Origin of the sequence: Metapseudomonas cellulosilytica, assembly GCF_049334135.1 — a bacterium.
In the GTDB taxonomy this organism is placed as follows: domain Bacteria; phylum Pseudomonadota; class Gammaproteobacteria; order Pseudomonadales; family Pseudomonadaceae; genus Metapseudomonas.
Genome location: NZ_JBHZGN010000033.1, coordinates 1 through 13901, shown reverse-complemented (window position 1 = coordinate 13901; position 13901 = coordinate 1). Strand labels below are relative to the sequence as shown.

10 protein-coding genes are annotated in these 13901 nt (G+C 64.8%); 6 read left to right on the top strand and 4 right to left on the bottom strand.

The window, feature by feature from the left end; all coding sequences use genetic code 11:
- Positions 1-91: 91 nt before the first annotated feature.
- A complete protein-coding gene (locus ACFW0H_RS27525; protein WP_422917024.1) occupies positions 92-1378 on the bottom strand; it encodes an MFS transporter in 1287 nt (428 codons plus the stop codon).
- Between the two features lie 209 nt (positions 1379-1587).
- Between ACFW0H_RS27525 and ACFW0H_RS27520 the strand changes: the two genes are divergently transcribed.
- The 6 genes from ACFW0H_RS27520 (at position 1588) to ACFW0H_RS27495 (ending at position 10979) form a co-directional block, all read left to right on the top strand.
- Positions 1588-2955: an NAD(P)/FAD-dependent oxidoreductase gene (locus ACFW0H_RS27520; RefSeq protein WP_422917023.1), complete on the top strand. Its 1368-nt coding sequence runs from the start codon at positions 1588-1590 to the stop codon at positions 2953-2955.
- A 127-nt stretch (positions 2956-3082) separates the two neighbouring features.
- Positions 3083-4273 carry a saccharopine dehydrogenase family protein gene (locus ACFW0H_RS27515; RefSeq protein ID WP_422917022.1) on the top strand — a complete coding sequence of 397 codons (1191 nt, stop codon included), beginning with the start codon at positions 3083-3085 and terminating at the stop codon, positions 4271-4273.
- Positions 4274-4377: 104 nt separating this feature from the next.
- On the top strand, positions 4378-5748 hold the full coding sequence (locus tag ACFW0H_RS27510; RefSeq protein ID WP_422917021.1) for a DUF1329 domain-containing protein: 1371 nt from the start codon (positions 4378-4380) through the stop codon (positions 5746-5748).
- A 154-nt stretch (positions 5749-5902) separates the two neighbouring features.
- Positions 5903-7525: a DUF1302 domain-containing protein gene (locus ACFW0H_RS27505; protein WP_422917020.1), complete on the top strand. Its 1623-nt coding sequence runs from the start codon at positions 5903-5905 to the stop codon at positions 7523-7525.
- 59 nt (positions 7526-7584) lie between these two features.
- Positions 7585-8601 carry a WD40/YVTN/BNR-like repeat-containing protein gene (locus ACFW0H_RS27500; RefSeq protein ID WP_422917019.1) on the top strand — a complete coding sequence of 339 codons (1017 nt, stop codon included), beginning with the start codon at positions 7585-7587 and terminating at the stop codon, positions 8599-8601.
- A complete protein-coding gene (locus ACFW0H_RS27495) occupies positions 8601-10979 on the top strand; it encodes an efflux RND transporter permease subunit (protein ID WP_422917018.1) in 2379 nt (792 codons plus the stop codon). Before ACFW0H_RS27500 ends, ACFW0H_RS27495 begins: the two co-directional genes overlap by 1 nt.
- A 321-nt stretch (positions 10980-11300) precedes the next feature.
- On the opposite strand, the gene ACFW0H_RS27490 is transcribed toward ACFW0H_RS27495, so the two are convergent.
- The 3 genes from ACFW0H_RS27490 to ACFW0H_RS27480 form a co-directional block, all read right to left on the bottom strand.
- Positions 11301-11726 (bottom strand): hypothetical protein, encoded by a 426-nt coding sequence (locus ACFW0H_RS27490; protein ID WP_422917017.1) that lies wholly within the window; start codon positions 11724-11726, stop codon positions 11301-11303.
- A gap of 676 nt (positions 11727-12402) precedes the next feature.
- A complete protein-coding gene (locus ACFW0H_RS27485; RefSeq protein WP_422917016.1) occupies positions 12403-12654 on the bottom strand; it encodes a hypothetical protein in 252 nt (83 codons plus the stop codon).
- A complete protein-coding gene (locus ACFW0H_RS27480; protein ID WP_422917015.1) occupies positions 12651-13118 on the bottom strand; it encodes a BRO-N domain-containing protein in 468 nt (155 codons plus the stop codon). Before ACFW0H_RS27480 ends, ACFW0H_RS27485 begins: the two co-directional genes overlap by 4 nt.
- Positions 13119-13901: the final 783 nt, after the last annotated feature.

Genomic DNA, 13901 nt, shown 5'->3' with positions numbered 1-13901 from the left:
AGCCGATCCGGTTGGGGGCTCCGTGCGCACCGGCGGTTCGACGGGGTGCCGAAGCCGATCCCGGAATTGGTGCGCACAGCGCACCCTACGCTCAGCTACTCCGCTGCTGCAGGGCGATCGGCAGCATCGCCATGGCCGCCAGGCCCGCGCACAGCAGCAGGGCCGAGGTGTAGGAATGGGTGCTGTCCACCAGGTAGCCGACCGCTTCCGGGCCGAACGCCGAGCCGAGTCCTGCGACCAGATTGCCGATGCCGAGCAGGCTGCCGAAATTGCGCTGACCCGTGGCTTCCACCAGGAGCAGCGGCGAGAGCTGGTTGACCAGGTTGAAGGTGCTGCCCCAGCTCAGGGAAAAGACCACGACTGCGGTCAGGCCCAGCGACGGGTCATGGGCCAGCAGCAGCAGGAGGATCCCGGCGGTGCCGATGATGTTCCCGAGCAGCAGGATGGTCCTGGCACTCCAGCGGCGACTCAACGCGCCGAATATGAAATTGCCCACCAGCGCCGCGGCGCCGACGCCGGCATAGAACGCAGCGGCGTCCTGCGCCGAATGACCGGCTGATACCAGATAGGGCACCAGCGCAATGTAGATACCCAGGCTGCTCAGGGTCAGGAGCAACTGCATGGCGATCCACAGCCAGTAACGGGGCATGCGCAAGGCCTCGCCGATACCCTGTCCGGGCAGCGGGTCCGCCGGGCCGTGGCTCGTTGCCGACACGACGTGCGGCATGCGCGCTAGCCACAGCAGCAGGGGTACGCAGGTCAGCAGGATCAGGCAGGCGCTGGCGTGCATCGCGCTGCGCCAGCCGAAGGTGGCGATCCCCTGGGTGAGCAGCACGGGGAAGATCACCGCGCCCATCGAGGCACCGGCGAGCAGGATGCCGAAGGCCAGGCCCTGCCGGTCGGGCGCGATCCAGCGCGTGGCCAGGGTGATGGCGGGGACGTAGGTCGAGGCGCCGACGCCAATGCCAGTCACGGTCAGGGCCAGGGTGAGGCGGTCGATGTCGGGGCTCCAGGCGGCGAGCAGGTAGCCCAGTGCTGCGGTGGCGGCGCCAACGGCCATGACCGGGCGCGGTGTGATGCGGTCGAGCAGCCAGCCGGTCAGTGGCATCGCCAGGGTCATGCTGAACATGAAGGCGGTGGCCAGGCGCGCGGCCTGTTCGCTGGTGCACTGCAGGTCCGTGGTGATCGGCAGGGTGAAGACGCTGATGGCATTGAGGGTGGTGCCGAAGATGACGCACAGCACCAGCGCCAGCCCACCGACAAGGGTCCAGCCCTGGCGCTGGTCCGGCAGGGGAGAAACTGAGGGCGAAGGGCCGAGGGGCTCCGCCATTACCACTGCGCTATCCAGCGCCACTGCCGTCTGTTGCCAACGCGCCATGCTGACTCTCTCTGAGGGTGACGGGCCGGAGCGCCCGGCCCGGAGTCTAACCAGCGCGCAGTCCTGCCTATCAGTACCAACTGGTACTGGAGCGTCGATTCGCCCCCTCAATAGGATCGAAACCGCTGTGGCAGGTAGTGGCGGATAGATCCCGTTTCTCCTCGATCAGTCTTGAGCGATGTTTCTGACAAGAATGCGAGGAGACGGCGGTGAGCTGGAGTGAATATCGGCGTGCGGTGGCGGGACAGGTTCCGGTCTTTCCGGTTGCGGACGCCTATGAGTCGGGTGTGGTGCCCATTCGCTTCAGCGGTTGGCCCTTGTCACAGCAGGCTCCGGCCTACCCAGCACTGGACCAGGACATCGCGGCAGATGTGGTCGTTGTCGGTGCCGGGCTGGCCGGGGCCTCCCTGGCCCTGCGCCTGGCCGAGAACGGCGTGCGTGTCGTGGTGCTGGAGGCCGACCAGCCCGGCAGTGGTGCCTCCGGGCGCAATGCCGGGCATGTGCAGCCCTACCTGGCGTCCTTCGCCCCCCTGCGCGCCCATGCCGATCAGGGGCGGCGCTTTACCGAGTACTTCGTCGAGCACCGCGACATCGTCTTCGACCTGTGCCGCAAGCATGGGCTGGAGGCCGATGCCGCCAAGTCCGGCATGGTGGATGCGGCCTGCCGCCGGCATGGGGCCCTCGAAGACAAGGTGAAGCGCTGGAAAGACTTCGGCTATGACCTTGATCTGGTGGGCGCCGAACAACTGCGGGAGCTGCTGGGGACCGATGCCTACAGCCACGGTATCCACTGGCGCGAAGGCGGACGGGTCAACCCTTACCTGTTCACCAACGGCATGATCGCCGCCGCCATCGGCCTGGGCGCCCGGGTGCACGGCAACTCCTGCGTCCAGGCCTGCGAGCCTAACGGGGCGTCCTGGCGTGTGCGCACCGCCACCGGCAGCGTGGTGGCGCAGCAGGTGGTGATCTGCACCAACGGACACGCCGGCAATGCCTTCTTCCCGGAGCTGGCCCGTACCCAGTTCCCGCTGGTGGCCTGTGGCATGGCGACTCGACCGCTGTCGCGGGACGTGCTGGATATCGTCAATCCGGCCCGGGTCACCCTCATGCAGTACCCCGCCGGGCTTTACCCGCTGATCATCGACGGACGCGACCGGCTCATCACCGCGACCATTCCAGGCGTGGGGCGTGCGCAGCGGGCGGCGGACCATTTCGCCTACTTCCTGCGCTACCTGCGGCGCACCTACCCGCAGCTGGGGGATGCCCGTATCGAACTGGAGTCCTACTGGACCGGCATGACCGCCAATTCCTCCTCCGACTACGAGGCGTCCTACCCGAAGCTTTACCGGGTGGCCGACGGCGTGTTGGCCCTGATCAATTTCGGCTCCTGGGGCAACGTCATGGGGCCGATGATGGGCACCAACCTGGCCGATGCGCTGGCCGGTGACCGCTTCCAGGACTGCCTGCTTCCGCTGGAAACCCCCAAGGCCGTGCAGTTCCCCGGCCTCTTCGAAACCAAGATCCGACGTGTGCTGATCCCCGCAGCGAGGTTGGCCGACAGGCTCAACCTCGTCTGAAGAACAGCTCGACAGGTAACGCCAGGAACCCGGCAAGGACTATCGGGCAAGGATGTCCTGCCCGGGATGGCGACGCGCGGCGGCCATGAATCGCCAACACACAACAACAAGAAGTGGAGATTGAACAATGAAAGTCTTGCTGCTGGGCTGCGGTAACGTCGGCGCGAATGTCGCGCGCCAGTTGCTGCCCCGTCACCCCGAGGTCGAGTGCATCCTCGGTGACCTCAACCTCGGCGCCGCCGAGAAGCTGGCCGCCGAGCTCGGTCCAAGGGCGAGTGCCGTCCGCGCCGATATCCGCGATGCGGCGGGGCTGGATGCGCTGCTCGATGGGGTCGATCTGGTGTTCAACGCCGTGGGGCCGTTCTACCGCAGTGCGGTTCCAGTCATCGAGGCCGCGCTGCGGGCGCGGGTCGACTACATCGACATCAACGACGACCACGATGTGGCCGAGACGCTGTTCCTCGATCCGACCTGGCACCAGCGCGCGCTGGACGCGGGGATCAGGCTGGTCATCGGTTGCGGTTCGACACCGGGCCTGACCAACGTGATGGCGCGGATGCTCGCCGACCGCCTCGACACGGTGCGTGAAATCCACCTGGCCACCGCCGTGCCCTTCGTGCCGGACCTGCTGTCGCCGGCAGTGATCGACCACATGATGCACATCACCGCCGACGAGGTGGTGCAGTTCATCGACGGCCAGTACCGCAAGATGCCGGGCTGGGGTGGCCGCCTCGAAGTGCCTTATGCCGCGCCGTTCAAGGCCTATCCGTCGTTCTTCATCGGCCATGGCGAAACCGTTACCCTGCCGCACTTCATCAAGGGTCTGGACCAGGTGACCAACCGCATCGCCTTCTTCCCCGAGGCCGGTGCCGAGGTGTGGCGTTCCCTCATCGACCTCGGCCTGGGCAATTCCGAGGTGATCGAGGGGCTCGGCATCTCGCCGCTGAAGTTCCTCACCCATCACCTGTCCAGCGACGTGGGCCGCAAGAGCGTCACCGTCGACCTGTCCGACGAGCCCTGGGCCGTCGCTTCCCGCGTCGAGGTGGTGGGCGAGCGCAACGGCGATGAAGTGCGCTGCGTGCTGGAGCACCACCTGGACCTGCCCACCGAGCAGGCCGAGGACAGCACCGCCGACCCGACGCCGACCTGCGCCCGCCTGGTCATCGAGGCCTGGCTGGCCGGTGGCATCACTGGCAAGGGGCTGCTGGCGCCCGAGGTCTGCCTGGACGCGGAGGCCTACGTACGCGCTTTCGCCCAGGAGACCGGCGGCCGCCTGATCGAGACCGAGACGGTGCTGAAGCGCGATTGCTACGCCTGAAGTTCGTCGGCGCCGCCTGGCAACAGGGGCGCCGCATCGACCTGTCGACCAATCCGGGGTCGCCCTCCGCTGGAGGGCCGCTCCCCAACAGGACAACAAGAAGCATGATGAACATGTGTATTCGCAGCACCTGGCCGCTGCTGGCGGCCGTGCTGTTCACCCAGGGGGCCTGGGCCGTGGTCAGCGAGAACGAGGCCGCGAAGCTGGGTGGCGAGCTCACCTGTGTCGGCGCGGAAAAGGCGGGTAATGCCGATGGCTCCATTCCCGCGTTCAGCGGACAGTGGCTCGGCACCCCGCCGGGTATCGCGTTCGGTGGCCTGGGCAAGCGCCATCCTGATCCCTATGCCGCCGAGAAGCCGCTGTTCGTCGTCACGGCGCAGAACATGGCGCAGTACGCGGACAAGCTTTCCGATGGGCAGAAGGCGCTGCTGAAGAAGTACCCCGACAGCGTGTCCATCCCTGTTTACCCGAGTCATCGCGATTTCCGCTACGAGGACTTCCGCTGCGACCTCACCCGCAAGAATGCGGTCAGCGCGGAGCTGGAAGACGGCAACATGGGGGTGCGTGCGCTGAAAGGCGGGACGCCGTTCCCCATCCCGAAGAACGGTGACCAGTTGCTGCGCAACATCCTGCTGCCGGCCTATGCCAACCAGGAAGATGCGGTGTACGACCAGGCCGTGGTCTACCCGGACAGCAATGTCGCCTGGGGGCGCATGCGCTACGAAATCCTCGACCAGACCGGCGACGCGGAAAATGTCGGCAAGCCGACCGAGGGCATTTTCGCCTACTCGCGAGTCACCATCCTCAAGCCCGAACGGCAGAAGGGCGAGGTGATGCTGACCTACACCTACTTCAACGAGGCGAAGAACCCGCAGACCAGTTGGACGTACAACCCGGGCACGCGGCGGGTCCGCCAGTCTCCCGGTTTCGGTTTCGACATGCCGCTGGGGGTTGGCGGCTTCCGCACCATCGACGACGACCGTCTCTTCAACGGCTCGCCAGAACGCTACAACTGGAAGCTGGTGGGCAAGCGCGAGCTGTTCATCCCGTACAACGGTTATCGCCTGGAGGCTGCAGGGATCAAGTACGACGCCCTCCTCAAGACCGGCAGCATCGATTCGCAGTTCATGCGCTACGAGCTGCACCGGGTCTGGGTGCTGGAGGCGACCCTGAAGGAAGGCTACCGCCATCAGTACGCCAAGCGCGTCCTGTACGTGGACGAGGACACCTGGAACGCCGTCATGGCCGACAATTACGACGCCCACGGTGAGTTGTGGCGCACCAACTTCATGAACACCTACTACGCCTATGGCGCGAAGCTGTTCCACGCCGGCGTCACCGTCTATCACGACCTGGTGTCCGGGGCCTACCTGGCCGACCGCCTGACCAATGAACTCCTTGCACCGAGGGTCAATGGCGATCGGCTGAAGCCGTTCATGTTCACCACCGACCTGCTGCGCCAGGCGGGCAAGTAAGGCTGCCGGGCCCGGCGCCCGGCAACGGAACTTCTTCACCCAACCTTTCACATGACGACAGCCCTGGCGACGGTACGACCGCCGCCAGGGTGTGCGGCTGCGCGCCCGTGGCCGCTGGATTGGCGGGACTGGCGCGCGGAACAGGAGACTGTAGATGAAGCATTTCGCAGGCAATCAGGTACGGGAAAGCAGGGCGGTTCGGGGCGGGCGCTTGCGCCAGTTGATGCTCGGGCTGTCGATGGTGCCGTTTGGCGCGCCCGTGTCCGCCGGCCAGTTCAGCATCGGCGAAGAGATCGGTGTCGATTACCTGGTCAACATGTCCTACGGCGCCGCGTACCGGCTGAACGACCCTGCGCGGGCCCTGGTGGACGGGCCGGTCGATCCGGCCACGGGGCTGCCCACCACGGTCAACGCCGATGACGGCGACCGCAACTTCAAGAAGGGCGCGCTGATCAACAACCGCGTGTCCCTGCTGGGCGAGATGGACATCAAGGTCCGCAACTACGGCGCCTTCGTGCGGGCCAGCAGTTTCTACGACGATGTGTACCAGCACGAAAACGACAACGACTCGCCGGACACCGTGAACAAGAGCGGGGCCCACGACCATTTCACCAGCCATGCGCAGAACCTCGCGGGCAGCCGCAGCCGTTTCCTGGATGCCTACGTCTACGGCAGTTTCCAGACGGCCGAGCAGTCCATGCTCAATGTGCGTCTCGGGCGCCAGGTGGTGCAGTGGGGGGAAAGCCTGTTCTTCCCCAACATCGCCGGCGCCCAGTCGCCCGCCGATGCCACCAAGGCCAACGTGCCGGGCGTCGAGGTGAAGGACATCCTCCTGCCGGTGGGCCAGGCCTCGGCCCAGTGGCAACTGACTCCGGATTTCGGCGTGGCGGCCTACTACCAGTACGAGTACAAGCGCACCGAGCTGGACCCGGTGGGCACCTACTTCTCCTACACGGACGTGGTCGGGCCAGGGGCGGAGTTCATCCGCGCAGCGCCCGGGTTCAACATTCCCCGGTCCCCGGACGACCAGCCCAGCGACAGCGGCCAGTGGGGGGTGAGCACCCGTTTCTCGCTGGGTAGCGAGAGTGAATTGAGCCTCTTCTACCTGCGCTACCACGACAAGAACCCCAACGTGGTGACGAACTTCGATGGCGCGTTCCCGACCGACTACAACATCGTGTATTTCGACGACATCGCGCTGACCGGGGCCAGCTTCTCGACGCGCCTGGGCGATTTCAACGTGGCCGGCGAAGTCAGTTACAAGGACGGCGTGCCGGTCCTGGTCGATTCGCTGATCGGCCCCTCGGCAACGCGTGCCGATGCCACCCAGGCGAACCTGTCCGCCATCTACCTCCTGGGGCCGATGGCGCTCTCGGACCAGACCACCTTCATCGCTGAAGCCAGCTACCTGCACGTGAACGATGTCGATCCGTTCGAGTTCGCCGGCGAGCAATCCGACGAGCTCACCCTGGACCGCAATTCCTGGGCCTACCAGCTGGTGATGACGCCGTCATGGAACAACGTGGTCGATGGCTGGGACCTGACCATGCCGGTTTCCTTTGCCCATCAGGTCCGTGGGGCGCCGGCCGTGGCCGGTGCCTTCGGCAGCCTGGTAGGCGAGGGGGACAAGCGGATGAGCGTCGGGCTCACGGCCAAGTACCTCAACAACCTGGAACTGGGTGTCACCTACAACGGCTTCCTGGGTGAGGCGGACCTGGAGAAGCGGCCGCTGGCTGACCGTGACTACATGGCCGTCAGCGCCAAGTACAGCTTCTGATCGAGCCGGCGGGGGCATGGGGCGCGGCTCCCATGCCCTCCGCCATCAAGGAGGGCGTCATGAAAGTGTTTGTAGGGCTCGTGATATCGGCCCTGGTGGGGCTGGCCGGCGTGCTGGCCTTCTCTCCAAGATCGATGCCGCCGTTGCGGCCAACAGAGATTCCCGTCGAGCGCATGCAGATCAACGGGATAGAGGTAACCGGCATGGGCTGGGTCATCGCCGGAGAGTTGGGGCATATCCTGATCTCCCGTGACCAAGGGAGGTCCTGGACCTCCGCGTCCGTGCCGTCGTCGCGCCAGGCGCTGATCAATCGCCTGGTCTTCGCCGACGACACCAACGGCCTGGCCCTGGGCCACGAAGGCTGGATCCTGCGTACCGCCGATGGTGGGCGCAGCTGGAAGGAGTCGGCGTTCCAGGCCGAAGCAGGCGAGCCGCTGATGGATGCGGCACGCCTGCCGTCCGGCGATTGGCTGGCCGTGGGCGCCTTCGGCCGCGTGCTGCGCTCACGCGATGGCGGCAAGACCTGGCAAAGCGAGGCGATGCCGGGATCTACGGACTGGCACCTGAACGGCATCGCCGCATCGAAGGATCGACGGAACTGGCTGATCCTGGGCGAGGCGGGGACGCTGCTGCGTTCCCAGGATGGCGGGGAGAACTGGCAAACGGTGGAGCCGTTCTACAGTGGCTCGCTGTATGGCGCCGTCAGCCTCGGCGGGTCCACCTGGGTCGCCTACGGCATGCGCGGACACCTGTTCCGCAGCAGCGACAACGGGCGCAACTGGTCCGAAGTCACATTGCCCAGGTTGGCGTCCCTCTATGCCGGCACCCTGCTGCCGGACGGCAGGCTGCTGCTCGCGGGGCAGGGCGGTGTGGTCCTGGCCAGCGATGACCGGGGCCAGTCCTTCCGGGTCCTGCGTGAAACCGGTCGGGAAAACCTGACGGACATCCTGGTTCCGCCGTCGGGCCCGTGGCTGCTGGTCAGCGACGCCGGCCTGCGCAGGTTCGAACGGCCTGGCGCAGAGCCCCATGCCCCTACCACCTTGCCGATTACCTCATCGCATCAGGGAACCCCGTGATGACCCACTCGCCACCTTCGACTCGCACCGAACGCCTGGTCGCCGTCCTCGCCCGCGGCCTGATCGCGCGGCGCCTGCCCCTGGGCATCCTGTTCCTGCTGTTGACCGCAGGTCTCGGTTTTTCCGCCCTGGATACCCGGCTCGACCCCGGCTTCAACAAGCTGATCCCGCTTTCGCACCCCTATATGGCGGCCTTCAAGGACCACGGCACCACCTTCTCCGGCGCCAACCGCATCATGGTCAGCGTGCACTGGAAGGGGCCGGGCGACCTCTACAACCCCCACTTCCTCGATGTGCTGCGCAAGGTCACGGACGACGTGTTCTTCACCCCAGGGGTGAACCGCAGTCGCGTCCGCTCCCTGTTCACCCCCAATGTGCGCTACATCGAGGTGACCGAGTCCGGCTTCACCGGTGATGTGGTCGTACCGTCACGCTTCGAGGCCAATGGCGCCGGGCTGGCGCAGATCCGCTCCAACGTGGCCAAGTCCGGGGAGATCGGCCAGTTGGTCGCCAACGACCTGCGCTCGGCCATGGTCCAGGCCGACCTGCTGGAGACCGACCCGCAAACCGGCAGGAAGCTGGACTACGCGGCGGTGGCGAAGAAGCTCGAGTCGATTCGCGCCAGCTACGGCAGCGATCAGATCGATATCCAGATCGTCGGCTTCGCCAAGGTCATGGGCGAGGTGATGGACGGTCTGCTGGGCGTGATCCTGTTCTTCGCCATCGCCTTCGCCATCACCGCAGTCATGCTGTGGCTGTATTGCCGTTCGCTGAAGCTGACGCTGTTGGCGATCAGCGTCGCCCTGCTGCCGGTCATCTGGCTGCTGGGGCTGCTGCCCCTGCTGGGCTACGGCATCGACCCGATGTCGGTGCTGGTGCCCTTCCTGATCTTCTCCATCGGCGTGTCGCATGCCGTGCAGATGACCAACGCCTGGAAACAGGATGTGCTGGCCGGCGCCAATGCGCGGGATGCCGCAGAGGGCGCCTTCCGCAAGCTCGCCGTGCCGGGCACCGTCGCCCTGCTGGCCAACGCCCTGGGCTTCATGGTGATCATGGTGATCGACATTCCAATTGTCCGTGAGCTGGGCCTGACCGCCTGCCTCGGCGTGGCGCTGATGATCGTCACCAACAAGATGTTCCTGCCGATCATCCTCTCCCGCCTGCAGCTCGAACCAGGCAGCCGTGGCGCCGGTGGGCCCGCTACTCGACATCGGCTCTGGTGGCGGCTATCGGCCCTGGCCGAGCCCGGTCCGGCGCTGGCCAGCCTGGGCGCCATGTGCCTGCTGCTGGTGGCCGGCACCTACCAGGCGCGCTTCCTGCTGACCGGCGATGTGGGTGCCGGCGCCCCGGAACTGCACGCCGATTCGCGCTACAACCGCGACAACGCGGCGATCATCGGCAGCTATGCCATCAGCATGGATGTGCTCTCGGTGTTCGTGGAAACCAGCGGGCAGGAGGAAGCCTGCCTCGACTGGTCGATGATGAACGCCGTCGAGCGTTTCGACCTGTACATGCGCGGGGTCGCCGGCGTGCAGTCGGTCAGCACCGTGGCCGGCGGGGTGAAGCTGTATGTCGCGGCCAACAACGAGGCCAACCCGCGCTGGGCGGCGCTGCAGCGCGCCGCGGCCGCGCTGCGTACGGGCGGTGGCGCGGCGAACCCGGAGCTGGGCCTGAACACCGATGGCTGCCGGGTGCTCAACCTGCTGGTGTACCTCGACGATCACCAGGGCTCGACCCTCAAGCACGTGACCCGCGAAGTGGAGAAGTTCATCGCCCAGGAACACGCGCCCAATGTCCGCTTCCGTCTCGGCGGTGGCAACGCCGGCGTGGCCGCCGCCACCAACGAAGCGGTGGAGCAGGCCGAGGTGCAGATGCTGGCCTCGATCTTCGCTGCGATCTCGCTACTGTGTTGGCTGACCTTCCGCGCCTGGCGCGGCGTGCTCTGCGTGATCGTGCCGCTGATGCTGGTGACCATTCTCTGCAACGCGCTCATGGCCCTGCTCGGCATCGGCCTGAAAGTGGCCACCCTGCCGGTGATCGCCCTCGGGGTCGGCGTGGGCGTGGACTACGGCGTTTATCTCTATGAGCGCATGCAGCACGAGATGGCGGACGGTCTCCCCCTGCGCGAAGCCTTCTACCAGGCCATGTGCCAGCGCGGCACGGCCGCCGTCTTCACCGCATTGACCATGTCCATCGGCGTCGGCACCTGGGCCTTCTCGGCGCTCAAGTTCCAGGCCGACATGGGCGTGCTGCTGGCCTTCATGTTCCTGGTCAACGTGCTGGGCGCGATCTTCCTGCTGCCGGCGCTGGCCGTGTGGCTCGGGGTAGGGCAGGCCGCGCACCGGGTGGAGCAGGGGAGCAGCCAGGTCGTGTCGTAGGGTGGAAATCGCTTTTTATTTCCACCGTCCCTGCCATGCCGTACACCGATGGTGGACCGGTAAAGCGTGGTCCACCTTACGATGCTAGCTGAGCCTTGTGGGGGCGAATTCATTCGCCAAGGGCAGCGCAGCTGCCCCTCTTGGGGTCTGCAGGGCAGGCCTTCGGCCTGCATGGCGAATGAATTCGCCCCCACAGGGAAACCGGAAGCCACGGGCCATCGGTTTCGCATTCCCAAAAAGAAAGAAGGCGCCACAAGTGGCGCCTTCTGCCTTTCGAGGTGCATACGTCATGAATTGCCTGCCTCTGAACTGCTCCGGGACTTAGCTGATGCGGTTGGCGATAGTGCGGTCAGCACCGCCTTCAGCCACCTGGAAAGCCTGGGTGCGGTCGGAGCCACCTTCGGCAACGCGCAGGGACTGGGAACGCCCGGAACCATTCTCTGCGACATCGAAAGCCTGGGTGCGGTCGGAGCCGCCTTCGGCAATGCGCAGGGACTGGGAACGCCCGGAACCATTCTCGGCGACATCGAAAACCTTGGTGCGCTCGGAGCCACCTTCGGCTACACGCAGCGACTGGGCGCGCTCGGAACCATTCTCGGCAACGCGATGAATGCTCGTGCGGTCAGCGCCACCTTCGGCAACGCGGTGGGCGGAAGTGCGTTCGGCACCACCCTCAGCAACCGACAGTGCAAAAGCGGAGGCGGACAGGCTGGCGATGAACAGGCTGGCGAAGATTTGCTTTTTCATTTTGGTCACCTTGGTTAGAGGGGGTTGGAATTCGTCTACGGGGCTCATGTTACTGATGTGATTTCGATGAAGAAGTGATGCTGCGTGATGGTTGCAATCGATGTAAGTGATAGTTGTTTAAATGCCAATAAAAACAATTAGGTAAAATGTTTTTGCGGCGAAGTTTCGCTAATTGGAAAGGCTTTTTCCGTCAGTTGGAATAATCAGGTTGTTAGATATATATGGGCTGGATTTGCTCGTTTTCTGAGCACTTCGTCAATCCGAACTGCAGCATTGGCAGCGGAAGGATCGACCAGCCGACCCAGCGACGATGCTGATTGCCGGGTTCTGCAATGCCATCTTCATGGGGATGTCTCCGTTGCAAGCGATTGGCGGGGGCGGGTCGCTCCCCTTCATGTCTCGCTAGCAGTTGAACACCGCGACGTATCAGGCCTGTGTCGTTTTCCGGGGCGGTGGGATGCCCAAGTATCCCGATGCCGTGCAGACACACTGTGATGCAATGCGATGCCGCCGTTCGCTATCCCCGACCCGCGCAACTCGCCTCGCACGTAGGGGAACCCCACACCAATTCCCGGCCCAACCTGTAGGGGCGAATTCATTCGCCAAGGGCAACCCCGTTGCCCCAAAAACCAAAGGCCCCTCCCCGCACAGGAGAGGGGCCAACCCACACCTCAAATCACCCACGCCCCAACGGCAACTGCTCCAGCTTCACCAACTGCCAGAAATCCTCCAGGTTGCTGCGGGACAGATGAATCACCGCATCCATCAGCGCGCTTTCCCGGATGTTGTCCAGATAGGGCCCGGGAATCCCCTCCCTCAACGCCGCATTGTCCAGGATCACCTCCGCAAGCATCTGCACCGTATGCAGCCGCGAATCCAGGCGGTCCAACAGCTCCCGCAGCCGACGCTGCTCGAAATCGACGCTCATGCCGACACCTCTTTGCCCGAAGTCATCAACGCCGGCAGATCACGCCAGGCCACCCAGACCTCGCCCTGCCAGCGCACTACGCCAATCCGCCTGCCCTCGTAGCTCAGAACGTCACGGCACGGCGCCGCATCCGGTACCCGGTGATAGTCATGCAGCGTCGGCACCAGCACCTCGCTGAGCCAACGGCCGATATCGCCATGCTCCGGCCCGCCGAAATGGAACAGCGCCTTGTAGGCACCGATATCGCTGATGGCCGCCACCTCTTCATGGAAGTCGCGGGTGTATTCGAGGCAGAGCGCCTGCTGCTCGTGGGGCGCCAGGGCCGCGAGCAAGGATTGGGCATCGGGAACCCCAATCAATCGGGCGAAGTCATGGGCGACGAACCAAGGCTGGTCATCGACCATCAGGGCGCGCAGGCGAAGGGAATGGTGGAAGAAAACGAGAGGGGTATATGCGTCGTGCATGGCGAAGGTCCTTGTCTAGTTGACTCCTCGCCACCCTGCGCTGTCAGTCGAAGGGTGGCGAACCGCACGGGGTTGACAGACCGGGACAAGGACCGGCAGACCCGAGGGTCTCCCCGCGCGATCCGCCATAAAGCAGTGCAGCTAAAAGCTGCATGCGTGCTAGTGCCTGCAAAAAACATTCGCCGTTTTTCGCATGCACCTTGCGGCGCAATCGCGCCTTGTCGTCAGGCTGTCAAACCCGGCCACGGGATTGACCGTGACGGAGGGACACTAGCTATGGCGTGCGTAGGGCCTCAAGGCTAACGGTCTGTAAGAAAGTTCTCTGTAGGTCGGAGAAATGCGAGTCAGAAATATCTGTAGGAAGTAGCCGCGTGAGTGATGCTGTTGCGTTGGGCAAGCCAACGGTTTCCATGCCTTGGCCATACAAGGGGGCTGGTGGATAAAAAATGGCTGCTTCGGCCCGATAGCCGTCTGCCGAGACAGTCCCAGGCCACGCCACCGAATCGGGCACTCCATGTAGATGTAGGCACTGGGCATCAGAAGTCCTCTGCATTGCTGCGCGGTAGTCGTACACGCTTGTTGGCATTGGTTTCCAGAAAATCGGCATCGATAAAGGGGACAGATCTATTTTTCCTACTCTAATGCCCCCTCTTGGTCGATAGCCGTCTGCCGAGACAGTCCCAGGCCACGCCACCGAATCGGGCACTCCATGTAGATGTAGGCACTGGGCATCAGAAGTCCTCTGCATTGCTGCGCGGTAGTCGTACACGCTTGTTGGCATTG